The 24,693-nt window shown below is 36.4% G+C and carries 23 protein-coding genes and 1 other annotated feature; all 23 genes read left to right on the top strand.

Annotated elements, in window-relative coordinates; translation table 11 throughout:
• Positions 1-356 precede the first annotated feature (356 nt).
• The 23 genes from rsmH (at position 357) to divIVA (ending at position 24,350) form a co-directional block, all read left to right on the top strand.
• Complete coding sequence (rsmH, locus tag MKY90_RS19935) at positions 357-1,289, top strand: 16S rRNA (cytosine(1402)-N(4))-methyltransferase RsmH (RefSeq protein WP_002014746.1); 933 nt, start codon at positions 357-359, stop codon at positions 1,287-1,289.
• Positions 1,290-1,304: 15 nt separating this feature from the next.
• On the top strand, positions 1,305-1,667 hold the full coding sequence (gene ftsL, locus MKY90_RS19930; protein ID WP_002014745.1) for a cell division protein FtsL: 363 nt from the start codon (positions 1,305-1,307) through the stop codon (positions 1,665-1,667).
• 22 nt (positions 1,668-1,689) lie between these two features.
• Positions 1,690-3,840 carry a penicillin-binding protein gene (locus MKY90_RS19925; protein ID WP_098167420.1) on the top strand — a complete coding sequence of 717 codons (2,151 nt, stop codon included), beginning with the start codon at positions 1,690-1,692 and terminating at the stop codon, positions 3,838-3,840.
• An 81-nt stretch (positions 3,841-3,921) separates the two neighbouring features.
• Complete coding sequence (locus MKY90_RS19920) at positions 3,922-5,838, top strand: stage V sporulation protein D (protein WP_002014741.1); 1,917 nt, start codon at positions 3,922-3,924, stop codon at positions 5,836-5,838.
• Between the two features lie 210 nt (positions 5,839-6,048).
• A complete protein-coding gene (locus tag MKY90_RS19915) occupies positions 6,049-7,524 on the top strand; it encodes a UDP-N-acetylmuramoyl-L-alanyl-D-glutamate--2,6-diaminopimelate ligase (RefSeq protein ID WP_098167421.1) in 1,476 nt (491 codons plus the stop codon).
• 22 nt (positions 7,525-7,546) lie between these two features.
• Positions 7,547-8,521, top strand: coding sequence for a phospho-N-acetylmuramoyl-pentapeptide-transferase (gene mraY / locus MKY90_RS19910; protein WP_002014738.1), 975 nt, complete (start codon positions 7,547-7,549; stop codon positions 8,519-8,521).
• Complete coding sequence (murD, locus tag MKY90_RS19905; RefSeq protein WP_098167422.1) at positions 8,522-9,874, top strand: UDP-N-acetylmuramoyl-L-alanine--D-glutamate ligase; 1,353 nt, start codon at positions 8,522-8,524, stop codon at positions 9,872-9,874.
• A gap of 89 nt (positions 9,875-9,963) precedes the next feature.
• Positions 9,964-11,055 (top strand): stage V sporulation protein E, encoded by a 1,092-nt coding sequence (gene spoVE, locus MKY90_RS19900; protein WP_002014736.1) that lies wholly within the window; start codon positions 9,964-9,966, stop codon positions 11,053-11,055.
• A 102-nt stretch (positions 11,056-11,157) separates the two neighbouring features.
• A complete protein-coding gene (gene murG / locus MKY90_RS19895) occupies positions 11,158-12,252 on the top strand; it encodes an undecaprenyldiphospho-muramoylpentapeptide beta-N-acetylglucosaminyltransferase (RefSeq protein ID WP_063219157.1) in 1,095 nt (364 codons plus the stop codon).
• 61 nt (positions 12,253-12,313) lie between these two features.
• Positions 12,314-13,219, top strand: a complete 906-nt coding sequence (murB, locus tag MKY90_RS19890; protein ID WP_063219158.1) for a UDP-N-acetylmuramate dehydrogenase — start codon at positions 12,314-12,316, stop codon at positions 13,217-13,219.
• 98 nt (positions 13,220-13,317) lie between these two features.
• The gene (divIB, locus tag MKY90_RS19885; RefSeq protein ID WP_002014733.1) at positions 13,318-14,088 is read left to right on the top strand and encodes a cell division protein DivIB; all 771 of its coding nucleotides are present in this window, start codon (positions 13,318-13,320) and stop codon (positions 14,086-14,088) included.
• Between the two features lie 401 nt (positions 14,089-14,489).
• Positions 14,490-15,791 carry a cell division protein FtsA gene (gene ftsA, locus MKY90_RS19880; protein WP_002014731.1) on the top strand — a complete coding sequence of 434 codons (1,302 nt, stop codon included), beginning with the start codon at positions 14,490-14,492 and terminating at the stop codon, positions 15,789-15,791.
• 39 nt (positions 15,792-15,830) lie between these two features.
• Positions 15,831-16,985, top strand: coding sequence for a cell division protein FtsZ (ftsZ, locus tag MKY90_RS19875; protein ID WP_002014730.1), 1,155 nt, complete (start codon positions 15,831-15,833; stop codon positions 16,983-16,985).
• A gap of 453 nt (positions 16,986-17,438) precedes the next feature.
• Complete coding sequence (gene spoIIGA, locus MKY90_RS19870; RefSeq protein ID WP_141506900.1) at positions 17,439-18,356, top strand: sigma-E processing peptidase SpoIIGA; 918 nt, start codon at positions 17,439-17,441, stop codon at positions 18,354-18,356.
• Positions 18,357-18,375: 19 nt separating this feature from the next.
• Positions 18,376-19,095 (top strand): RNA polymerase sporulation sigma factor SigE, encoded by a 720-nt coding sequence (gene sigE, locus MKY90_RS19865; protein WP_002128857.1) that lies wholly within the window; start codon positions 18,376-18,378, stop codon positions 19,093-19,095.
• A gap of 157 nt (positions 19,096-19,252) precedes the next feature.
• Entirely contained in the window at positions 19,253-20,032 is a 780-nt protein-coding gene (gene sigG / locus MKY90_RS19860; RefSeq protein WP_002014725.1) for an RNA polymerase sporulation sigma factor SigG, read from the top strand.
• A gap of 293 nt (positions 20,033-20,325) precedes the next feature.
• Positions 20,326-20,604 carry a YlmC/YmxH family sporulation protein gene (locus MKY90_RS19855; protein WP_012261605.1) on the top strand — a complete coding sequence of 93 codons (279 nt, stop codon included), beginning with the start codon at positions 20,326-20,328 and terminating at the stop codon, positions 20,602-20,604.
• A gap of 117 nt (positions 20,605-20,721) precedes the next feature.
• Positions 20,722-21,531 carry a peptidoglycan editing factor PgeF gene (gene pgeF, locus MKY90_RS19850; RefSeq protein ID WP_002128855.1) on the top strand — a complete coding sequence of 270 codons (810 nt, stop codon included), beginning with the start codon at positions 20,722-20,724 and terminating at the stop codon, positions 21,529-21,531.
• A gap of 5 nt (positions 21,532-21,536) precedes the next feature.
• Positions 21,537-22,211 carry a YggS family pyridoxal phosphate-dependent enzyme gene (locus MKY90_RS19845; RefSeq protein ID WP_002033757.1) on the top strand — a complete coding sequence of 225 codons (675 nt, stop codon included), beginning with the start codon at positions 21,537-21,539 and terminating at the stop codon, positions 22,209-22,211.
• 19 nt (positions 22,212-22,230) lie between these two features.
• Positions 22,231-22,701, top strand: coding sequence for a cell division protein SepF (locus MKY90_RS19840; protein ID WP_002014721.1), 471 nt, complete (start codon positions 22,231-22,233; stop codon positions 22,699-22,701).
• Between the two features lie 6 nt (positions 22,702-22,707).
• Positions 22,708-22,971: a YggT family protein gene (locus MKY90_RS19835; protein WP_002014720.1), complete on the top strand. Its 264-nt coding sequence runs from the start codon at positions 22,708-22,710 to the stop codon at positions 22,969-22,971.
• A 15-nt stretch (positions 22,972-22,986) separates the two neighbouring features.
• Positions 22,987-23,754: a YlmH family RNA-binding protein gene (locus MKY90_RS19830; protein WP_341092402.1), complete on the top strand. Its 768-nt coding sequence runs from the start codon at positions 22,987-22,989 to the stop codon at positions 23,752-23,754.
• 89 nt (positions 23,755-23,843) lie between these two features.
• Complete coding sequence (gene divIVA, locus MKY90_RS19825) at positions 23,844-24,350, top strand: septum site-determining protein DivIVA (RefSeq protein ID WP_001131609.1); 507 nt, start codon at positions 23,844-23,846, stop codon at positions 24,348-24,350.
• A gap of 51 nt (positions 24,351-24,401) precedes the next feature.
• Positions 24,402-24,626 (top strand) — a binding site (T-box leader).
• Positions 24,627-24,693 lie beyond the last annotated feature (67 nt).

Below are 24,693 nucleotides of genomic sequence, written 5' to 3'. Positions count from 1 at the left end.
TTTTGAGCAGGATTTTATTTTTATTCTGTTGAATTAACTGTGAAGTGAAATATTTCTGAATTATCCATCTTATGTTAATGTAATGAATCGCTATGTATCAGGTATATATATATGACAAAATAGCACAAAATGTAAACGGATTAATATCTTTTTCGACAGGTTTTTGTTTAAATTCCCGCAAAAAATGATAAAATTTAGTATATAATAAAATAAAATAGCGATTTGTATAGCGTACTACCTTGTTGGAAGTTAAATGAGTCGTTCTTTAGTAGCATTTCATCCTCTAGTAGTAAATTGTGTTTGTAGAGTGAGAAATGTATTTAACATAATTAATTGGAAAAAGAGTAGGTGCAGCAATGTTCAAACACGTAACAGTACTTTTGAAAGAAACAGTAGATGGCTTAGATATAAAACCGAGTGGTACATATGTAGATTGTACACTGGGTGGAGGAGGACATAGTTCTTATTTATTATCTCAGCTAACAGATGGTGGAAAGTTAATAGCATTTGATCAAGATGAAATAGCGATTCAAAATGCGAAGGAAAAATTTTCTTCTTATGGTGAACAATTTGTAACAGTGAAGAGCAACTTCCGTTATTTATCTGAAAAACTACATGAATTAGGTATCACAGAAGTAGACGGGATTTTATTCGATTTAGGTGTTTCATCCCCACAATTAGATACACCAGAGCGTGGCTTTAGTTATCATCATGATGCACCGTTAGATATGCGGATGGATCAAGATGCCCCATTAACAGCATATGATGTTGTGAACAGCTGGTCATATGAACAACTCGTAAGAATTTTCTTCCAATACGGAGAAGAAAAATTTTCAAAGCAAATAACAAGGAAAATTGAAGCTTATCGCGAGAATAAGGCTATTGAAACGACAGGAGAATTAGTGGAATTAATTAAAGAAGGTATTCCAGCTCCGGCACGTAGAACAGGTGGACATCCTGCGAAGCGAGTATTTCAAGCGATTCGTATTGCTGTAAATGATGAATTAAAAGTATTTGAAGAAGCGTTGGAATCTGCAATTGATATGGTCAAGCCTGGTGGAAGAGTTAGTGTTATAACATTCCATTCTTTAGAAGATCGTATTTGTAAAACGACGTTTAAGCGAAATAGCACAACGCCGCAATTACCACAGGGACTACCGATTATTCCGGATGAATTTAAGCCGAAATTAAAGCTTATTACAAGGAAACCGATTTTACCTTCTGACATTGAATTAGAAGAAAATAATCGAGCGCGTTCTGCGAAGTTGAGAATCGCTGAAAAACGATAAAAAGGAGAGAGAGGTATGACTAATTTAGCTGTAAAGTATAAACAACAGGCGCAAGAAGAGGTACAAATTCAAGCGCCGCCACAGCAGATGGTTAAGCCAAAAGTTAAAACGAAAATTACAAGAATTGAAAAGCTATTGTACGTAACGTTTATTGGATTTTTATTATATGCTTGTGTAGCTTTTATTGGGAATAAAGCGGGTCTATATCAAGTTAATGTAGAAGCAGCGACGATAGAAGAACAAATTGTGAAAAAACAAAAGGAAAATCAAGAATTGCAGGCTGAAGTAGAAAAGTTAAGTCGTTATGAACGTATCGCTGAAGTTGCAAAAAAACACGGGCTAGAAATTAATGCGAATAATGTGAAAGGCCTAAAGTAAGGCAAATAGGTGTGAAGAAAAGATGAAGAGAAATATGACTAAATTTCATACCAATAAGGGAGCAGGTTATTTTATGATATTTTTCCTCCTGCTCTTTTTGCTGTTATTAGCCCGATTTTTTTACATACAAGCAACAGGAACAGTGGACAATCATGATTTGAAGAAACTTGCTGAGCAGAAACATAGTAAAAAAGGAGTTCTCGAAGCGAATCGAGGAACAATTTATGATCAAAATGGTCATGTACTAGCGCAAGACGCAAATTCTTATAAACTTGTAGCCGAGTTAAAAGGAGCTAACGCCGTTAAGGATAAAGAGGATACTGCAAAGAAAATCGCAGGAGTACTCGGAAAAGATGAAGATAAAATTTTAGCTACTTTAAATAAAGAAGGCAAAAGTCAAGTGGAATTTGGAACATTGGGTAAAGACTTGACGAAAGAAAAGAAAGAACAAATAGAAGCATTGAAATTGCCGGGAATATCTTTTATTACCGAAAATGCGAGAGTGTATCCAAACGGTGATTTCGCATCTTACGTCATAGGTCATGCGAAACCTGATGAAAATGGAATCTCAGTCGGTCAATTTGGCTTAGAAAAGAGTTTGGATAAATATTTAGGTGCTTCTAATGGTGAGGTAGCTTATACAGGTGACCGTAAAGGAGTATCTCTTGACGGTGGGAAAGTGAATGTAAAGGCACCTAAAAATGGAGATAATGTGTATTTAACGCTTGACCAACGTATTCAAAGTTATTTAGAAGACGCAATGAAAGAAGCGAGTAAACATTATGAACCAGAAAATTTAATAGGGATTGTTGCGGATCCGAAGACAGGGAAAATATTAGCGATGTCTAGTAAACCTAGTTATGACCCTAATGATCGTCAAATTAAATATTTCTTCAACGACGCCATTGCAAATGCGTTTGAACCGGGATCAACAATGAAGATTTTCACATTAGCGGCGGCCATTAATGAAGGTGTATACAATGGGCAAGACTTTTATCAGTCTGGTACATATCAAGTTGGTAATCGCAAAATAAAAGATCATAACGGCGGCGCCGGATGGGGTTCTATTACTTTTGATGAAGGGGTAGAGCGATCTTCAAACGTAGCGTTCGCAATTTTAGGGGATCAAAAACTTGGTCCAGAGCGTTTTCGAAAATATATTCACGGTTTTGGATTAGATGAAAAAACAAACATTGATTTATCTGGTGAAGGGTCAAATACAATTTTATTTGATCAACAAATACAACAAGTAACAACGGCATTTGGACAAGGTTCTACAGTTACACCAATTCAACTTGTACAAGCTGCAACAGCAATTGCAAATGATGGTAAAATGATGAAACCTTATACAATTGATAAAATTGTGGATCCAATAACAGGTAAAGTACAGCTAGAGCATAAACCAGAAGAAGTAGGAAAACCTGTTACCAAAGAGACAGCCGCACAAGTAAGGCAATTACTAGAACGTGTTGTTACATCACCGAAAGGAACAGGAACTGCATATAAAGTTGATGGGTATTCAGTCGGGGGGAAAACAGGTACAGCACAAATTCCTGACGGGAAAGGTGGCTATATGACGGGAAGAGAGAATTATATATTCTCATTCTTAGGTATGGCACCGATGGACGATCCGCAACTTGTTGTGTATGTGGCCGTTAAACAACCAAAATTAAAAGATGATGAAAACGGGGCTAAACCTTTAGCTGATATCTTTAAATATGTAACGAAAAATAGCTTAGAGTACTTAAAGATTAAGCCGAATGAAGTAAAAGACCCGAAAAAATATGTGAAAGAACAACAAACTGTCGTTCCAGATGTAACCGGAAAAACGATGGAAGAAGCGAAAAAAACAATTGATAAAGCAAAACTTCGTCCAATCGTATTAGGTGAAGGTAAAGTGCAGCAGCAAGTGCCAAAAGCAACTGAACAAACATTAAAGGGTGATCGAGTCTTCTTAGTAGGAGATAAGCCTACAATGCCAAATATACAGGGATGGGCACTGCGTGATGTTATGAATTTAGCAAAAACATTAAAGCTTAACTTAAAACCTTCTGGTACAGGGTATGTAACGGAACAAAGTGTGGCGGAAGGGACATTGTTGCAACCTGGTACAGAATTAGGTGTAACACTCGTACCACCACTTGAACCGCAACAAGAAGCAGAAAAGCCATAATGGTAATAGGGAAGAAGTTCTAATTAAATAAGTACAAGCATATATTGGAACAAGCTAGGCGTAAGGGAGGCTTGTTCCAATATGCGTGTATCAAATGTAACAGTTAGAAAACGACTTATTTTTATACTTATATCGGGTATACTCATTTTCACCATTATCGATATTCGTCTTGGATATGTGCAATTTTTTCTTGGAAATATGTTAACGGATCGTGCGAAGGATTCATGGAGTCGTAATATTACTTTTGAACCAGAGCGAGGGAAAATTTTAGATCGAAATGGTGTGGAGCTTGCTACGAATAAAAGTGCACCGACCGTCTTTGTTGTGCCGAGGCAAATTGAAAAACCAGCAGAGACTGCAGAGAAGTTAGCTGCAGTATTAGGTGTGGAAAAAGATGATGTTTATAAGCGGATTACAAAAAAAGAATCGATTGTAAGGCTTGATAAAGGCGGAAGGAAAATATCGCATGACAAAGCGAAAGAAGTACGCGGATTAAGTTTAAAGGGTGTCTACATTGCAGAGGATTCTATCCGGTACTATCCATTCGGTAATTTTTTATCACACGTATTAGGATTTGCGGGCAGTGATAATCAAGGGCTTATGGGACTAGAGAAATATTATGATAAAGAGCTAAATGGTGATAAAGGTCATGTGCGATTTTTTGCAGACGCGAAAGGACAGAGAATGCCTAACGTTGGAGATGATTTCAAAAAACCAGAAGCCGGCTTGAATTTAGGATTAACAATTGATTCACGCATTACGAGGATTATGGAAAGAGAAATGAATATTGCGGAATCAACGTATAATCCTGACGGTATGATAGCAATTGCAATGAATCCGAAAAATGGTGAAATTTTAGGTATGTCAAGTCGACCAAGTTTTGATCCAGCAGATTTCCAAAGTGTTTCTCCGGAAGTATATAACAGAAACTTACCTGTATGGAGTACGTATGAGCCGGGGTCAACATTTAAGATTATTACATTAGCTGCAGCCTTGAATGAAAATTTAGTAGACTTAGAGAAAGATACATTTTATGATGATGGGGCAGCTGAAGTTGGCGGAGCTAGATTGCGGTGTTGGAAAGCTGGAGGCCATGGTAGCCAAACGTTTTTAGAGGTAGTTCAAAACTCTTGTAACCCAGGATTTATTGAACTCGGTGATCGTCTTGGTAAAGATCGATTGTTTAAATACATTCGCAATTTCGGGTTTGGACAGAAGACCGGAATTGATTTACAAGGTGAAGGTAGCGGTATTTTATTTAATTTAGATAAAGTTGGTCCAGTCGAGCAAGCGACGACTTCATTTGGGCAAGGTGTTTCTGTTACACCGATTCAACAAGTAGCAGCTGTAGCGGCCGCTGTAAATGGTGGAACTTTGTATCAGCCATATATAGCGAAGGAATTTATTGATCCGAAGAATAATCAAGTTGTCAGCAAAAAGACACCTGTTGCGAAAAGGGAAGTTATTTCCAAGGAAACTTCAGAGAAAGTTCGTTACGCATTAGAGAATGTTGTAGCGAAAGGTTCGGGTAAAGGGGCTTATATTGATGGATATCGTGTAGGTGGAAAAACTGGAACTGCTCAAAAGGTGAAAGATGGAAAATATTTAGATAATAACTATATTGTATCATTTATCGGTTTTGCTCCAGCTGACGATCCGCAAATTGTTGTTTATGTAGCAGTGGATAATCCAAAAGGAGTCACTCAATTTGGTGGAGTTGTAGCAGCACCTATTGTTGGGAATATTCTTCGTGACGCACTTCCTGTAATGGGAGTGGAACCGAGAAAAGAGCAAGTTGAGAAAGAATATAAATGGGGCGATACACCAACTGTGGAAGTTCCGAATTTAATTGGTATGAAAAAGAAAGATTTACAAACGCAACTTGTAGACTTGAAGCTTGATATAAGTGGTGATGGTGGGAAAGTAATTAAACAATCACCAGAAGCAGGAGCTAAAGTAAAAGAGGGTTCAAAAGTTAGAATTTACTTCGGGAATTAAAGGTAACTGATTGTGTTTTATGGTACAATTGGTGGAAGTGAGTTCTTTATAGAAAAATTGCTTTACTTGAGACGATAAGTGTCTCATTAATAAATAAATCTATTGATTAGACTATAGTAGCACTTACCTCCTATTTTTATATAACTAGGAGGTAACGTGTTACTTGCTAAAATAAGAGATAAATAAACAATGTAGAGAGGGTTTAGTGAAATGAAGTTGCATACACTTGTATCATGTTTGCATGATTTTCCAGTTGTTCCAACAGAAAATCCAGAAATAACATCTATTGAAGCGGATTCACGTAAAGTGAAAGAGGGAAGCTTATTTATATGTATGAAAGGATATACGGTTGATAGCCATGACTTTGCTAAGCAAGCAGCCGCACAAGGAGCGGCTGCTATTGTTGCGGAAAGACCAATTGATGTTGACGTTCCAGTTGTACTTGTGAAAAATACTTTTCGTTCGCTAGCGGTTTTAGCTGATTATTTTTATGGCCAACCAACGCACAAGTTACATTTAATCGGTATTACAGGTACAAATGGAAAGACAACAACATCGCATATTATGGATGAAATTATGCGCGCATATGGTCATAAAACAGGGCTAATTGGAACGATTAATATGAAAATCGGTGATGAAACATTTGAGGTGAAAAATACAACACCAGATGCACTAACACTTCAACAGACATTTTCAAAAATGGTTGAACAAGGTGTGGATAGCACAGTAATGGAAGTTTCGTCTCATGCTTTAGATCTTGGCCGTGTACACGGGTGCGATTATGATGTTGCAGTATTTACGAATTTAACACAAGATCATTTAGACTATCATAAAACGATGGAAGAATATAAACATGCGAAAGGGTTGCTTTTCGCACAGCTTGGCAATAGTTATCATCATAATCGTGAAAAATACGCTATATTAAACAGTGATGATCCAGTAGCAGAAGAGTATATGAGAAGTACAGCAGCTACTGTTGTAACATACGGTATAGATGTTGCAAGCGACATTATGGCACGAGATATCGTAATGACGAGTGGCGGTACAACATTTACACTTGTAACACCGTATGAAACTGTAAATGTTACGATGAAATTAATTGGTAAGTTTAATGTATACAACGTGTTAGCTGCTACAGCAGCAGGTCTTGTTTCAGGAGTGAGCTTACAAACAATTATTGATGTAATTAAAGAGCTTGCTGGCGTTCCTGGACGTTTTGAAGTTGTTGATGGTGGACAAAATTACACAGTTATTGTTGACTATGCGCATACACCTGATAGCTTAGAGAACGTACTAAAGACAGCAAAACAGTTTGCAAAAGGCGATGTATATTGTATCGTTGGTTGCGGTGGTGATAGAGATAGAACGAAAAGACCAATAATGGCAAGTGTCGCAACCGAATATGCAACTCATGCAATTTATACATCAGATAATCCAAGAAGTGAAGATCCGAAGGCTATTTTAGATGATATGGTAAATGATGTGAATGGGAATAATTATGAAGTAATTGTCGATCGAAAAGAAGCGATACGTTCCGCTATCTCGAAAGTAAAAGCAGAAGATATTATTATTATTGCTGGTAAAGGGCATGAAACGTATCAAATTATTGGTAAAGAAGTTCATCATTTTGACGATCGTGAAGTTGCTAAAGAAGCAATCACGGAGCGTTTAAACAACGAAGTGTAACAGCATGAGAGGAGGACTACATGTGCTTGAACAAGGTTTATTAGTAACGGCTGGGGTAGCATTTTTAATTTCTGTTGCCCTTTCGCCATTATTTATTCCATTTTTAAGAAAGTTAAAGTTCGGACAGAGTATTCGTGACGAAGGACCGAAGTCACACCAAAAGAAATCAGGGACACCAACGATGGGTGGTATTGTCATATATGTATCTATGATGGTGACTACGCTTATTATGGCGATTAAATTTAACAATTTAGGTGCAGAAGTATCATTGTTATTATTAGTTACATTTGGGTACGGATTAATCGGATTTTTAGATGACTACATAAAAGTAGTAAAGAAAAGAAATCTTGGTTTAACATCAAAACAAAAATTGATTGGTCAACTTGTAATTGCTATTGCGTTCTTTTTAATTGGAAAAGGGCAAGCATTTCACACGTATATCATGATTCCAGGAACTGATGTTAAATTTGAATTAGGCTGGGCGTATTTTGTTCTCGTATTATTTATGCTTATTGGTGGATCAAATGCGGTTAATTTAACAGATGGTTTAGATGGTTTATTATCAGGAACAGCTGCTATTGCATTCGGAGCATTTAGTATTATTGCTGTAGCTCAAGAACAATTTGGGGTAGCGATTTTCTGTATGGCAGTTGTAGGAGCTGTACTTGGATTTTTAGTATTCAATGCGAATCCAGCGAAAGTATTTATGGGGGATACAGGTTCTCTAGCTTTAGGTGGTGCTATCGCAGCTGTAGCGATTTTGTTAAAACAAGAATTGTTACTCGTTATTATTGGCGGTGTATTCGTAGCGGAAACGTTATCTGTTATTATCCAAGTTATTTCGTTCAAAACAACAGGAAAGCGTGTTTTTAAAATGAGTCCATTACATCATCATTATGAATTATGTGGTTGGTCAGAGTGGCGCGTTGTTGTAACGTTTTGGTCTGTAGGATTTTTATTAGCTGTGCTAGGAATTTATATCGGGGTGTGGATGTAATTGAAAACTGTAACTGAATATCAAAATAAAAATGTTCTTGTATTAGGTATTGCTAAAAGTGGTTATGCAGCAGCTACTTTATTAAAAAAGTTAGGGGCAAACGTCATTGTAAATGATGGGAAACCATTAGCGGGTAATGTGCTTGCAGCTGAGTTACAAGCGGAAGGAATGGATGTTGTGTGTGGTGGGCATCCATTAGAATTGCTGGAGAGAAACATTTCACTTGTCGTAAAAAATCCAGGAATTCCATATTCTAATCCACTCTTAGTGGCGGCGAAAGAAAAACAAATTCCAATTGTAACTGAGGTTGAATTAGCATATTCCATTTCAGCAGCACCGTTTGTTGGGATTACGGGATCTAACGGTAAAACAACAACGACAATGTTAACGTTTGAAATGTTAAAAGAAGGACAAAAGCACCCAGTTATTGCGGGGAATATAGGTACTGTAGCTTGTGAAGTTGCACAATTGGCGAAGGAAAATGAAGTTGTCGTTACGGAACTTTCATCGTTTCAATTGATGGGAGTGGAATCGTTCCAACCAAAAATTGCAGCCTTTTTAAATTTATTTGAAGCGCATTTAGATTATCACGGGACGAAGAAAGAGTATGGTTTGGCAAAAGCGAATATTTTCAAAAACCAAACTGAAGCAGATTATAGTATAATTAACGCAGATGATGCAGATGTCATGGCGTTATCGGCATATAGTAAAGGACAGAAAGTATTATTTTCGACGACGAAAGAAATTGAAGATGGTGCGTATATAAAAGATAACGCTCTTTATTTTAAAGGCGAAAAAGTAGTTAAAGTAAGTGATATTGTTTTACCTGGTAAGCACAATTTAGAAAATATTTTAGCAGCAATGAGTATTGCTAAATTACTAGGTGTTTCTAATGAAGCAATTACTGCTGTGTTAAAAATTTTTACAGGTGTAAAACATCGCTTAGAATATGTAACAACGATTAATAATCGTAAATTTTATAATGATTCAAAAGCGACGAATATGCTAGCGACAGAAAAAGCATTATCTGCATTTACACAACCGATTGTATTATTGGCTGGTGGACTTGATCGTGGTAATGAATTTGATGATTTAATTCCATATTTTAAACATGTCAAAGCGATTGTGACATTTGGACAAACTGCACCAAAATTAGTAAGAGCGGCAGAAAAAGCAGGATTAGATGTAATTGAAAGTGTCGATACTTTAGATGATGCAGTAGTGAAAGCTTATGCTCATTCTACCGATGGTGATGTAATTCTTCTTTCACCAGCATGTGCAAGCTGGGATCAATTTAAAACATTTGAAGAAAGAGGAGACATTTTTATACAAGCTGTGCATAAACTTATATAAAGTAAATCAAAACATCAGTAGGCTAACACCTACTGATGTTTTGTTACATAGGGCAAAGGTTCTGCCCAAAGAGGTGGTGTTCATGGGTAATGAAGAAAACGCCTGATTTTATTCTCATCATCGTTACACTTGCGTTGTTAACAATCGGAATGATTATGGTTTATAGTGCGAGTGCGGTTTGGGCCTCTTATAAAATGGGGGATTCATTCTTTTTTGCAAAAAGACAATTGTTATTTGCAAGTCTTGGGGTAGTAGCTATGTTTTTTCTGATGAAAATTGATTATTGGGTATGGCGTACGTATTCAAAAGTAATTTTACTAGTTTGTTTCGTTCTTCTTATTCTAGTTCTTATTCCTGGAGTAGGTCTCGTTCGTGGAGGGGCGCGAAGTTGGATTGGAATCGGGGCATTTTCTATCCAACCGTCAGAGTTTATGAAATTCGCGATGATTATTTTCTTAGCAAAATTTTTAGCGGAACGACAAAAATTAATTACATCTTTTAAACGAGGTTTACTACCGGCTCTTAGTTTTGTATTTCTTGCTTTTGGGATAATTATGTTACAGCCAGATCTTGGTACGGGAACGGTAATGATTGGGACATGTATTATTATGATATTTATTTCGGGAGCAAGGGTCTTTCACTTTGCAATGTTTGGTTTGCTTGGTGCAGCGGGATTTGTAGGGTTAATTGCATCAGCGCCATATCGAATGAAACGCATCACATCATATTTAGATCCGTGGTCGGATCCGCTCGGAAGTGGATTTCAAATTATCCAATCGTTACTCGCAATTGGACCTGGTGGTTTATTTGGGCTTGGACTTGGACAAAGTAGACAAAAATTTCTTTATTTACCTGAACCACAAACAGACTTTATATTTGCAATCTTATCCGAGGAATTAGGTTTTATTGGTGGTTCATTTGTGTTATTATTATTTAGTCTATTATTATGGCGTGGGATTCGTATAGCATTAGGAGCGCCAGATTTATATGGTACGTTTTTAGCAGTAGGTATTGTGGCGATGATTGCGATTCAAGTAATGATTAATGTTGGTGTTGTAACAGGACTGATGCCTGTTACCGGTATTACTTTGCCATTTTTAAGTTATGGTGGATCAAGTTTGACCTTAATGTTAATGGCAGTAGGTGTATTATTGAATATAAGTCGCCATTCTCGCTATTAAACCCTGTTTAAAAGACAGGGTTTTTCGTGTGTGTGTGAAAATACAATATGTATATAGAAATAAATACGATTGAATAAGAACAGGGAAGTGGAGGAATCAGTAGTGCGAGTATTAGTAAGTGGTGGGGGTACTGGAGGACATATTTATCCAGCTCTTGCTTTAATTAGAGAAATAAAAAAACTAAATCCGGAAGCAAGATTTTTATACATTGGTACAGAGAATGGATTAGAGAGTACCATCGTACCGAAAGCGGGTATTCCGTTCCAATCTATTGTTATAAGTGGATTTAAACGAAAAATATCTCTTGATAATGTAAAAACAGTGATGCGTTTCCTAAAAGGTGTTCAAGATAGTAAACGATATATTCGTCGTTTTAACCCTGATATTGTGATTGGTACGGGTGGATACGTATGTGGGCCAGTTGTATATGCTGCGGCTAAATTAGGTATTCCGACTATTGTCCATGAACAAAATAGTGTACCTGGTGTAACGAATAAATTTTTAAGTCGTTATGTCGATAAAGTTGCAGTTTGTTTTGAAGCAGCTGCAGAACATTTTCCACAGTCAAAAGTGGTTATGACAGGTAATCCACGTGCATCAGAAGTAATGGACCAAAATGGAATGAAAGGAAAACGTTCGGTAGGACTATCCCTTTCTAAAAAATCCGTGCTTATTTTTGGTGGGAGCCGCGGGGCTAGACCGATTAACGATGCTTTTGTAGAAGCGATTGAACAATTTGGGAATAAAAGTTACGAAGTATTATATGTAACAGGCGAAGTACATTATGATAAAGTTATGGAAGTCGTGAAACAAAAAGGGAATCCGAATAATGTTATTATTAAACCTTTTATTCATAATATGCCAGAGGTACTGACGGGTGTAGATCTTGTTGTTTCAAGGGCAGGGGCTACAACGCTTGCAGAATTAACAGCGTTAGGAAAGCCGAGTGTATTAATTCCAAGTCCGTACGTAACAAATAACCATCAAGAAAAAAATGCACGATCAGTTGTTGATAAAGGAGCAGCTAAAATGCTACTTGAAAAAGATTTAACATCTGAAACGCTTATTCGTGACATTGATGAGATTTTATTGGATACACAAACATTACAAAATATGAAACTGGCTACTAAGCAACTTGGTATTCCAGATGCAGCAAATAAGCTATATGAAGTAATGAACAAGCTTATTAAAAAATAACATTAGGTGAACGCCCCGCATATTACTGTAATAAGGAGACTTGATATGGGGGAGATTGTCTATGGAACAATTAGTAAAAGAGCTTTTAGAAGCAAATGTTGGTCGCGTGTTAGTTAATGAACCGTTAGCGCGTTACACGACTATGAAAATAGGCGGACCAGCTGATATTTTAATTGTACCAAAGCATGTTGCTGGTATTGAGAAGACTCTAGAGTTAGTAAAGAAGTACAAGACAAGGTGGACTGCAATTGGTCGTGGTTCAAATCTTCTCGTATCTGATCAAGGTATAGAAGGTGTGGTTATTCGTTTAGGAGAAGGATTAGACCATTTAGAAGTCGAAAAACATAGAGTAAGAGTCGGTGCTGGATATCCCCTTATTAAATTATCAACTTTACTTAGTCGACAGGGATTAGCGGGCCTGGAATTTGCAAGTGGTATTCCAGGAAGTGTTGGCGGTGCAGTGTATATGAATGCAGGCGCTCATAAGTCCGACATATCGAGTGTATTAACGAAAGCTCGTATTTTGTTTGACAATGGAACAATTAATTGGTTGACGAATACCGAAATGGGCTTTTCTTATCGCACATCTGTATTGCAAATGAAACGCCCTGGTATTGTTTTGGAAGCTGAATTCCAATTGGAGGTAGGCGAACGCGAGGAAATTGTAAGAAGCATGCAAAAGAATAAAGAGTATCGCCGTGAAACGCAGCCTTGGAATCACCCTTGTGCAGGAAGTATATTTCGAAATCCAGTCCCCTATTTTGCAGGAGATTTAATAGAAAAATCAGGGCTTCGTGGTTATACAATAGGTGGAGCTCAAATTTCTGAAATGCATGGGAATTTTATTGTTAATACTGGTGTGGCCTCAGCGCAAGATGTATTAGACTTAATCGCATTGGTAAAGCGTACAATTAAAGATAAATTTGGTGTTGATATGCATACAGAAGTAGAAATAATTGGAAGATAACGGTTGTTCGTTCCGCTCATTATCATTTATGTTATAATAAGAAGATAAGAACGGCATGAGGAACATGCCGTTCTTTATGTTACATAGGGGGATCGTACATGAAAAATAGTAAAGTGATTAAACTACAAGATCGTGTACCAAAATTAAAGAATCAAAATAAAAAAAATAAGAAACCTGTTAATCATCGGTTAATTTTATACATATCGATTTTATTTTTATTAGTACTCTTTTTAATTTATTTTCGGTCTCCGCTTAGTAATATAAAAAAGATAAGTGTCTTTGGAAATCATTATATGACAGATGAACAAGTTATGAAGGAATCAGGTGTGACATATGATACGAGTTATTTCCGAGTAACAGCACATAAAGCAGAAGAAAACTTAACGAAACGAAAAGAAATTAAAGAGGTAAATGTAAAAAAACGTTTCCCAAACAAAATTGATGTTCATATCGAAGAATATTTAACAATTGGCTATATAAACAAAGATGGGAAATTACAACCGTTATTAGAAAATGGGAAAACACTCGATGTACTTCCGAACGGAAAGCTTCCAGTTGCAGCACCAATTTTTGAACCATTTAAAGAGGAAAAAATGAAGGAATTAATTGCAGAACTAGAAAAATTAACGCCAACTATTTTAAGGTCTATTTCTGAAATTCGTTATACACCAACGAACGCAAATGAAGATCATCTTACTTTATATATGAATGAAGGATATGAAGTGAGCACCACTATTCAAAATTTCGCAAAGCGAATGGAAGCTTATCCACTTATTTTAAAAACAATTGAACCTGGTAAGAAGGTTTTAATTGACTTAGAAGTGGGTGCATATACGAAGGAACTAGGTGCTGAAGAAAAGAAAGAATAGAATGATAGTTTTTACTGCGTTATTACGTATGAAATGAAACAAACGTTCTTTTATATGGATGCTAATTTGCAAGAATGCTTAATTTGATGAAAAAAATGTAAATTTTCTTAGATTCATACTAGGATTGGTACAAGTTTCACTTTTCTACAAGTACATCTTAGTGTAGACTTATACTTGGCGGTAATCTTTACACTTGAAATATAATTATTTCAAGATAGAGCAGTTATTCACAGGTTACTGCGATATTCTTAAATGAATGTTAAATAAAAATAAGAAAAATATAGGGTTAAAAAAGGGAAACGTACAAAGACGTTGAATATTTTTCTTATAAATAGTAAAGTTGCGATTGTTGTTCCATATATTGAGTTGTATGGTATAAATAAAGAAGGAGGTGCCAAAGAATGAACAGCAATGAAATATATGTTAGTCTTGACATCGGTACATCCAATGTTAAAGTCATCATTGGTGAAATGGTTAATGATAGCTTAAACATTATTGGTGTTGGAAACGTAAAATCAAATGGTTTGAAAAAGGGATCGATAGTTGATATAGATGAAACTGTTCGATCAATTAAAAAAGCAATTGAACAAGCTGAGCGCATGGTGGGTATCCACATTGAGCAAGTTGTAGTAGGTGTCAATGCAAACCAGGTACAGTTGCTCCCGTGTCACGGAGTAGTCGCTGTTTCAAATGAAGATCGTGAAATCGGGAATGAAGATGTCTTACGCGTTCTAGATGCAGCGCAAGTTGTGTCAATTGCTCCTGAACGTGAATTTATTGATGTGGTACCTCGACAGTTCATTGTAGACGGTCTTGACGAGATTAACGATCCACGCGGGATGATCGGTGTAAGATTAGAAATGGAAGGTACACTTATTACAGGCTCGAGAACTTTACTACATAACCTACTTCGTTGTGTAGAAAAAGCAGGTCTTGAAATTGTTGATATTTGTCTGCAACCTTTAGCGGCAGCGACAGTTGCGTTATCTTCGGATGAAAGAAATAGAGGGGTAGCCCTTGTTGATATGGGTGGAGGATCTACAACCTTATCTATTTTTAAAGATGGAGAGTTGCAAGCAACGAGCGTATTGCCATTAGGTGGAGATCATATAACGAAGGATATAGCGATTGGGCTGAAAACTTCAACAGAAAATGCAGATCAAATTAAGCTGAAATATGGACATGCTTTTTATGATACAGCATCTGAAGAAGAGATGTTTACGGTTCCTATTATGGGAAGCGATCAAACAGAACAATATTCTCAGTTGGAATTATCGGATATAATAGAGGCTCGTGTAGAGGAAATTTTAATGTTTGTTCAAGATGAAGTGCATAAGTTAGGAGTAAAGCAAGCTGCTTCTGGATATGTACTAACTGGTGGGATAGCTTCTATGCCAGGTGTTCTTGATCTTGCATACGATATTTTACATGAAAATGTTCGTATAGCAACTCCTGATTATATTGGTGTTCGTGAGCCTCAATATACAAGTGGAGTTGGATTAATTAAACATTCTTATCAAAAAGCTAAATTACGTGGGAAAAATGTGCAGGAAAAGCAAGAACATTTTGAACCAGTACCAGCACCAATGCCGGTACAACAGCAACCTGCGAAACAAAAAACTCGTAATCAAAACAATACTAATCAAAATGATGACCGCATGATGTCAAAAGTAAAACGTGCATTCCGTTATTTATGGGATTAAAATTGGACACGAAAAATGAGGTTCTAGGGGGATTTCGACATGTTAGAGTTTGATACTACTCAAGATCAATTAGCGAATATAAAAGTTATCGGTGTCGGCGGTGGCGGAAACAACGCTGTAAACCGTATGATTGAACACGGTGTACAAGGTGTAGACTTTATCGCTGTGAATACTGATGCACAAGCATTAAATCTATCAAAAGCTGAAACGAAAATGCAAATTGGTGGAAAATTAACGCGTGGACTTGGTGCAGGCGCAAACCCTGAAGTAGGGAAAAAAGCTGCAGAAGAAAGTAAAGAACAGATTCAAGAAGCGCTTCGTGGCGCGGATATGGTCTTCGTAACTGCTGGTATGGGCGGCGGAACTGGAACTGGTGCAGCTCCAGTTGTTGCTCAAGTTGCAAAAGAACTAGGCGCGTTAACAGTTGGTGTTGTAACACGTCCATTTACATTTGAAGGGCGTAAACGTGCAACTCAAGCTGCATCTGGTATTGCGTCATTTAAAGAAAATGTAGATACACTTATCGTAATTCCAAATGATCGCTTATTAGAGATTGTTGATAAAAATACGCCAATGTTAGAAGCGTTCCGTGAAGCAGATAACGTATTACGTCAAGGTGTTCAAGGTATTTCTGATTTAATTGCTACACCAGGTCTAATTAACTTAGACTTTGCAGATGTAAAAACAATTATGTCTAATAGAGGTTCTGCTTTAATGGGTATCGGTTCTGGTAATGGTGAAAATCGTGCTGCTGAAGCTGCGAAAAAAGCGATTTCTAGTCCATTACTAGAAACATCTATTGATGGAGCTCAAGGTGTTATTATGAACATTACGGGCGGCGCAAACTTAAGTTTATATGAAGTACAAGAAGCAGCAGACATTGTAGCTTCAGCTTCGGATCCAGAAGTAAATATGATCTTCGGTTCTGTTATTAATGAAGGATTAAAAGATGATATCGTTGTCACTGTAATTGCAACTGGTTTTGATGATAGTGCTTCGACACAACCACCAAAACCAATTATCCGTCCGACTGCGAATCACACACAACAGCAACAACAACCAGTAGCTCAACCTTCAAAACAACGTGAAGTTAAGCGTGAAATGAAACGTGAAGAGCCGGTTGTGCATGATCGTCATACAGATTCAGATGACATCGATATTCCAGCATTCTTACGTAACCGTCGTAGACGATAAAAGAAAAGGAGCTTTCATGCTCCTTTTTTTTGTTGTCTAAATGGAAAAGATCTGCTAATCAGATCTTTTTTTATTATTTTGCATATGGAGAGCCCAGTCCTATTTTTAAGCCATAAGCTGTGATAAATTGAAACTTTAATTAATCGGGGGTGTTCATCCGAAAATGATTGTTAGCCCGACTCCCACTTAACTTCTGTACTTTTTTATAGTTGAATTTTGAGGCAGGGTCTTACTGCCCGCAAATAGCAAGATAAACTTTGTATATATATAATTCAATTATTATGTATACAAGTAAGAAATTTATATTATTCTATGAAAAATACATTTTTATTTTTTACCGACAGATTATGTCTAGAAATCACAAAATAACAAAAAAACCCCTCCACCAATTGACACACTTTCCTATTGGATATGCATTATACTAGTCTCAACTTAAAAAAAGAGGTGAATTGTTTGGTTGTTTACGCCGACATTGTCTGGTTGTTAAACGCCTGCATTGATTTTCTTTTACTTTTATTAACAGCCACCGTGTTAAAAAAGAGAATCAAAAGATGGAGGCTTGTGTTAGGGGCATTTATAGGTTCAACTATTGTTATTTTCGCCTTTACGCCTTTTGCTTCTATGATGGTACATCCAATTATGAAACTATTGTACTCGTTACTTATTGTGTATACAGCATTTGGGTTTTCGACATTTAGAAATTATACACAAACTGTTTTTACTTTCTATTTTGTAACCTTTATGGTTGGTGGAGGATTAATTGGAACGCATTACTTTTTGCAAACGAACGAAATGGTAAATGGATTAGTTCAATCTAAATCAGTTTCTTACGGTGATCCAATTAGTTGGGTATTTGTTATTTTTGGTTTTCCAGTAATTTATTATTTTTCTAAAAAGCGTATAGAAAGCGTAGAGGTCACAAAGATACACTATGATCAAATCGTGAAAGTGGAAATTCAATTAGCTGGAGAGGAACTAGAATTAGCAGGTCTAATTGATAGTGGGAACCAACTTTATGACCCGTTAACGAAAACACCCGTTATGATTATGCATATTTCATCATTAGAACATTGTTTGCCAGCTTGGTTAACAGAACAAATTTATTCCAAAACAGAAATTCCTCAAATACCAGAAAATGATTCTGGATGGGCGACGAAACTACGTTTAATTCCTTTCCGAGCAGTAGGAGTAGAGAATCAATTTTTATGGGCAATTAAGCCAGATTGTGTGCGAGTTTATCATGAAGGTAGTTCGGTTGTTGTAAACAAAGTACTGATTGGATTAAATACACAACAATTATCTACTAATGGAGAGTATCAATGCATTGTACATCCGAAAATGTTGATTTTGCAAAAGATGGTAATTGCTTAATTATGAGAGGCGGGATAATATGGTGAAATTTAAATTTTATTTGGTATACCTTTGGTATAAAGTATTGCTGAAATTAGGAATTAAGACCGATGAAATTTATTATATTGGTGGAAGTGAAGCGTTGCCACCGCCGTTAACGAAAGAAGAAGAGGCAGTTCTTTTGAATAAATTACCAAATGGAGATCAAGCTGCGAGGTCGATGCTTATTGAACGTAACCTAAGGCTTGTTGTATATATAGCAAGAAAATTTGAAAATACAGGGATCAATATTGAGGATTTGATTAGTATAGGAACAATTGGTCTTATTAAGGCAGTGAATACATTTAATCCAGAAAAGAAAATTAAATTAGCAACATATGCATCTCGTTGTATAGAAAATGAAATTTTAATGCATTTGCGTCGAAATAATAAAAATCGTTCGGAAGTTTCTTTTGATGAACCGCTTAACATTGATTGGGACGGAAATGAACTGTTACTATCAGATGTTTTAGGTACAGATGATGACATTATTACAAAAGATTTAGAAGCTACTGTAGATCGTCATCTTTTAATGAAAGCATTGCATCAATTAAATGACCGTGAAAAACAAATTATGGAGCTTCGGTTTGGACTCGCTGGTGGCGAAGAGAAGACACAAAAAGATGTGGCTGATATGCTTGGAATTTCACAGTCTTATATTTCTCGTTTGGAAAAAAGAATTATAAAAAGATTACGAAAAGAATTTAATAAAATGGTGTGAAGAATAAGACCAGTCGGTATCTAGACTGGTCTTATTCTTTTTTTGTGCATTAGGAAATATGATATTTGTGAAAAATGATGGAAAAACCGTATGCATAAAATCCCCTTCAAAGGAAATACTTTACACTGTACAGCAACTCCCGATAGGAGGGAACACTTTGACGAGAAACAAAGTAGAAATTTGCGGTGTTGATACAGCTAAACTTCCAGTACTAAAAAATGAAGAGATGCGTAAATTATTTCGTGAAATGCAAAGTGGAGAGATAAGCGCCAGAGAGAAATTAGTAAATGGAAACTTACGTCTTGTACTGAGCGTCATCCAAAGATTTAATAACAGAGGAGAATATGTTGATGATTTATTTCAAGTTGGTTGCATTGGACTTATGAAATCCATTGATAACTTTGATTTAGGCCAAAATGTAAAGTTTTCAACGTATGCTGTGCCGATGATTATTGGAGAAATACGTAGATATTTGCGTGATAACAATCCAATTCGTGTATCTCGCTCATTACGAGATATTGCGTATAAAGCGTTGCAAGTAAGAGAAAAATTGATTGCTGAAAATTCAAAAGAACCAACAGCAATGGATATTGCGAAAGTTCTTGAAGTGACACATGAAGAGATTGTTTTTGCACTAGATGCGATTCAAGATCCGGTTTCATTATTTGAACCGATTTATAACGATGGAGGAGATCCTATCTTTGTTATGGATCAATTAAAGGATGAAAAACAAAAGGACGAGCAGTGGGTTGAAGAACTGGCGTTGAAAGAAGGAATGAAGCGTTTAAATGATCGTGAAAAAATGATTATTCGAAAACGTTTCTTTCAAGGAAAGACGCAGATGGAAGTTGCCGAAGAAATTGGGATTTCTCAAGCGCAAGTATCACGTTTGGAGAAGTCTGCTATTAAGCAAATGAATAAGACGATTCAAGGATAAGCTCCTCACCAGTTATGGTGAGGTCTTTTTTATATATAATATTTTGCGCTCATAGTAGATTGGGTAGGTTCATATAATGAAAATAAAATGGATGTTCTATTAGTAGCGGTTATATACTGTTTATCCGCTTCGAAATTAGGCTGAAGTAAAAAGTTAGATGGAAGCGGGACTGCCCGTAAAAGTCCGATTGGCATGGGTTAATAATCAGTAGGGATGGGGATAATCCCACTGATTAAGGTTTCACTTTATTTGAGAGCGTACTTACGATTCATGATATAAGGGAGAGGATGAATATGATACGGATTTCGGAGTTTCAAATGAAGGATGTTGTAAATGTTTCAGATGGAAAGAGGCTTGGGAATATTGGAGATATTGATATTGATATAGACACAGGAAAGATTAGGGCGGTTATTATTTCTAAGCAGGCACGAATGCTTGGACTCTTTGGGAAGGAAGTAGAATTTGTGATTCCTTGGGAGCAAATTATGAAAATTGGAGAAGATGTCATACTTGTAAAAGTAGATCATGTTAATTCTGTAACAGAATCAATACAAACACCGACAATTTCATAAAGAATATTACAAATTCCTCTTTTTTTTCTGTTGTCATTATGAAAAAATAAAAGTATGGTAAAATAGACAGGAAGTACCATACTTTTTTCTGTTATTTTAATTAAAAGGAGTCGCTTTATGAGAGAACCATTTAAATATGCGGACGGTATACTGTATTTACAAGCGTGGAAAGAACTTGGAAACATTACTGTTGGATTTACGACAAAAGATGGTGGAGTAAGTACAGGCTCCTTTCATGCGATGAATTTAGGATTACATGTGAATGATATCGTGGAGAATGTTCATGAAAACAGACGCATTTTAGCGAATAAGTTACAAAAACCATTAGAAAAATGGATTTGCTCTGAACAAGTTCATGACCATCATGTTGAGAAAGTAGGACTGCAAGAAAAAGGGAAAGGCGTTTATTCATATGAAGACGGTATTCCAAAAACGGATGGCATTTATACGACTAACAAAGATGTTCTCTTAACATCTTGTTACGCTGATTGTGTTCCGCTCTATTTTTATGCACCATCACATGATATGATAGGACTTGCGCATGCTGGGTGGAAAGGGACTGTAACAGAGATTGCGAAAGAAATGATTCAAAAGTGGAATGCAGAAGGTGTTTCAAGTGATGAAATTCATGTCGCAATTGGTCCTGCAATCGGATCATGTTGTTATGTTGTTGATGATCGTGTATTAACAGCAGCACAGCAAGTAGTAAACGGATCTGTTCCTCATAAAGTAATTTCTGATGGTCAGTATGCAATTAATTTAAAAGAAGTTAATCGTATATTATGTGTACAAGCAGGCATAAAAGAAGAACATATTGTAATGTCATCTCTTTGTACAAGCTGTGAAGAACAATTATTTTTCTCTCATCGTCGTGATCAAGGTAAGACGGGGAGAATGTTGAGTTTCATAGGTTTTAAGGAGGAGTGAAGTAAGTGACAGTGCAAGGGAATTTAGCAGATGTAAACGAAGTAATTAAAGAATCTTGTGTACGAGCTGGACGTTCGATGAAAGATATTAAGCTCGTTGCAGTTACAAAAACTGTAGGGATTGAAAAAACAAGCGAAGTAATTGAAACAGGAATTATTGATTTAGGTGAAAATAGAAATGAAGGTTTCTTACAAAAATACGAGCATTTCGGTTCAAAAGTGAATTGGCATTTTATTGGATCATTGCAAACGAGAAAAGTAAAAGAAATCATTAATGAGATTGATTATTTACATTCATTAGATCGTCTTTCGCTTGCAAAAGAAATTCAAAAACGTGCTGATAAGAAAGTTAAATGCTTTATTCAAGTGAAAACATCATCTGAAGAATCAAAGCAAGGATTGGCGATAGAAGAAACAATTTCTTTTATTCAAAGTTTGCAAGAATTGGATAAGATTGAAGTGGTAGGATTGATGACAATGGCTCCGTTTACAGGAGAAGAGGAAGAGATTCGTCGCTGCTTTAAGGAATTGCGCATGCTACAAACAGAGGTGCAGGAGCTAGAATTATTACATGCACCATGTAAAGAATTATCAATGGGAATGTCAAATGATTACACGATTGCAATTGAGGAAGGCGCTACATATATTCGTTTGGGAACGGTTTTAGTAGGAAAAGCGTAGGAGGAAGGAGAAAGTTATTATGAGTTGGTCAAAAGTAAAATACTTCTTTTTTGACACACCGGAAGAAAAAGAAGCAGCTCAATATAGTTATGAAAAGGAGCAAACAGACATGAAAAAGCAACAAGATCCCCCAGAACAACAAGATGTTCCGTTTGCGAAAGTGCAACCGAAGCAAAATGTAGTGAGTATTGAAACAGCGAAGCAATCTTCAAAAGTTGTTTTACTAGAACCACGTACATATTCGGAAGCGCAAGGCATTTCGGATCACTTAAAAGGTAGACGAGCTGTTGTAATTAATTTGCAAAGAATGTCTACAGATCAAGCTGTACGTATCGTTGACTTTTTAAGTGGTACTGTATACGCTATAGGCGGGGATATTCAAAAAATAGGCCCGAAAACATTTATGTGTACACCTGAAAATGTTGATATCGTTGGTGCGATTTCAGAGTTATTCGGTGAAGAAGAAGAGACAAATATAAAGAGGTGGTAATACGCCATGACAACAGTTTTAACAGTGTTACTTACTGCTATCGAGATTTACTCGTGGGCACTAATTATTTACATTCTCCTATCATGGTTTCCTGGCGCAAAGGAATCAGCTTTTGGAGATTTTCTTGCGCGTATTTGCGAACCGTATTTAGAGCCGTTTAGAAGGTTTATTCCACCATTTGGTATGATTGATATTTCTCCACTTGTTGCTATTGTTGCCTTGAAACTTGCTAGAGGTGGTTTAGTGAGTTTATTCAACTATTTTTTATAGTGTGAGGTTAAATACATGAGCATCTATGAGCATTTTAGACCTGATGAAGAGGTCTTTGTGGATAAAGTATTAGAGTGGAAACAGGCTGCTGAGTACCATCAAGTTAAGTTAACAGATTTTCTTGATCCAAGACAGCAACAAATTGTTTCTATGGTAATAGGGCAAGGAGATGTAGCTGTACGGTTTGATGGTGCGATGCCTGAAGCCGAACGGAAAAGAGCACTAATTTATCCAGATTATCTAGAATTAAATGAAGAGGAATTTCAAGTAGAAGTATTAGAAATTGACTATCCTTCCAAGTTTTTTACGCTAGAACATAGGAAAATATTAGGTGCATTCATGTCGCTTGGTTTAACAAGGGAAAAATGTGGTGATATTTTGCTTCAAGAAGACCGTGCCCAAATTGCAGTTGCCAAAGAAGTTGTATCGTATATTGAAATGAACTTACAATCAATAGGGAAAATGAAAGTCACACTCTCTCCTATACAAGTAGAGAAAATTTTGCGTGTAGGTGAAAAATGGGGAGAAAAATCTGGGACTGTTTCGTCACTTCGTCTAGATGTTTTATTAGCTGAAATGCTACATATATCTAGGCAGAAGGTACAGCCTCTTATAAAAGGTGGCTTAGTAAAAGTCAATTGGAAAACAGTAGAGCAAACTTCGTATGAATGTTTTCCGGGGGATGTTTTCTCGGTTAGAGGGTATGGACGAAGTAAATTATTTTCTGTAGAAGGTAAAACGAAGCGCGACAAATGGAGAGTTTTGTATGGTATACTAAAATGATTGGTTTTTTAGAAGGAAATTCTCTTATTTTGTCGAAGAAAAGATATAATTGAAAGAGGAAATTTAGATAACTACTTGGAGGTGGCGTTGTGCCGTTAACACCATTAGATATTCATAACAAAGAATTTGGTCGCGGGTTTCGTGGCTACGATGAAGATCAAGTAAATGAGTTTCTTGATCAAATCATCAAAGATTATGAATTAGTCATTCGTGAGAAAAAAGCTTTAGAAGAAAAGGTTGCACAATTAGAAGGAAAGTTAGATCATTTTTCTAATATTGAAGATACGCTGAACAAATCTATCATTGTCGCACAAGAAGCTGCTGAAGAAGTGAAGCGTAATGCACAAAAAGAAGCAAAATTAATTGTACGTGAAGCAGAAAAAAATGCAGATCGTATCATTAATGAAGCGTTAGTGAAATCAAGAAAAGTTGCTTTTGATATTGAAGAGTTGAAGAAACAAGCGAAAGTATTCCGAACTCGTTTCCGTATGTTATTAGAAACACAACTTGAAATGTTAAACAACGATGATTGGGATAAACTAATTGAATTAGAAGACGAAGTGGACGAACTGTTGAAAAAAGAAGAAACAGTGTAAGCTTGACGTTTTTCTCATTATTACATATAATTTTAAACAGCATATTTATTAAGAAAAACGAAGATAGGGATAAGTACCTTTTTCATACCTTATATAGCGAACTGAGGATGGTGTAAGCTCAGGATAAGGAGATAATGGGAATATCACCCTGGAGTTCCGCGCTGAACAAATTTAGTAAGCGTAGGCGTATATTCGCGTTAAGAATATAAAGAGGACCTTATGCATTTGTATATGGTCTACTAGGGTGGTACCGCGGGAGACTTTCTCGTCCCTTTTTGGGGATGAGAGGTCTCTTTTTTATTCCTTTTTTTAAGGTCTGTCGTTTATATATTTAAGGAGGAAT

This window comes from Bacillus sp. FSL P2-0099, from assembly GCF_038007445.1.
GTDB lineage: Bacteria > Bacillota > Bacilli > Bacillales > Bacillaceae_G > Bacillus_A > Bacillus_A mycoides.
The sequence above is the reverse complement of the archived record's forward strand: the minus strand, read 5'-3'. Positions and strand labels throughout refer to the sequence as shown.

Coding starts and splice junctions, on each gene's coding strand:
- ftsL (WP_002014745.1), top strand. CDS start 1,305: ATGACTAATTTAGCTGTAAAGTATAAACAACAGGCGCAAGAAGAGGTA.
- MKY90_RS19840 (WP_002014721.1), top strand. CDS start 22,231: ATGAGTTGGTCAAAAGTAAAATACTTCTTTTTTGACACACCGGAAGAA.
- MKY90_RS19855 (WP_012261605.1), top strand. CDS start 20,326: ATGATACGGATTTCGGAGTTTCAAATGAAGGATGTTGTAAATGTTTCA.
- pgeF (WP_002128855.1), top strand. CDS start 20,722: ATGAGAGAACCATTTAAATATGCGGACGGTATACTGTATTTACAAGCG.
- MKY90_RS19925 (WP_098167420.1), top strand. CDS start 1,690: ATGAAGAGAAATATGACTAAATTTCATACCAATAAGGGAGCAGGTTAT.
- sigE (WP_002128857.1), top strand. CDS start 18,376: ATGGTGAAATTTAAATTTTATTTGGTATACCTTTGGTATAAAGTATTG.
- spoVE (WP_002014736.1), top strand. CDS start 9,964: ATGAAGAAAACGCCTGATTTTATTCTCATCATCGTTACACTTGCGTTG.
- MKY90_RS19915 (WP_098167421.1), top strand. CDS start 6,049: ATGAAGTTGCATACACTTGTATCATGTTTGCATGATTTTCCAGTTGTT.
- MKY90_RS19920 (WP_002014741.1), top strand. CDS start 3,922: ATGCGTGTATCAAATGTAACAGTTAGAAAACGACTTATTTTTATACTT.
- MKY90_RS19830 (WP_341092402.1), top strand. CDS start 22,987: ATGAGCATCTATGAGCATTTTAGACCTGATGAAGAGGTCTTTGTGGAT.
- divIB (WP_002014733.1), top strand. CDS start 13,318: ATGAAAAATAGTAAAGTGATTAAACTACAAGATCGTGTACCAAAATTA.
- ftsZ (WP_002014730.1), top strand. CDS start 15,831: ATGTTAGAGTTTGATACTACTCAAGATCAATTAGCGAATATAAAAGTT.
- ftsA (WP_002014731.1), top strand. CDS start 14,490: ATGAACAGCAATGAAATATATGTTAGTCTTGACATCGGTACATCCAAT.
- rsmH (WP_002014746.1), top strand. CDS start 357: ATGTTCAAACACGTAACAGTACTTTTGAAAGAAACAGTAGATGGCTTA.
- MKY90_RS19835 (WP_002014720.1), top strand. CDS start 22,708: ATGACAACAGTTTTAACAGTGTTACTTACTGCTATCGAGATTTACTCG.
- murB (WP_063219158.1), top strand. CDS start 12,314: ATGGAACAATTAGTAAAAGAGCTTTTAGAAGCAAATGTTGGTCGCGTG.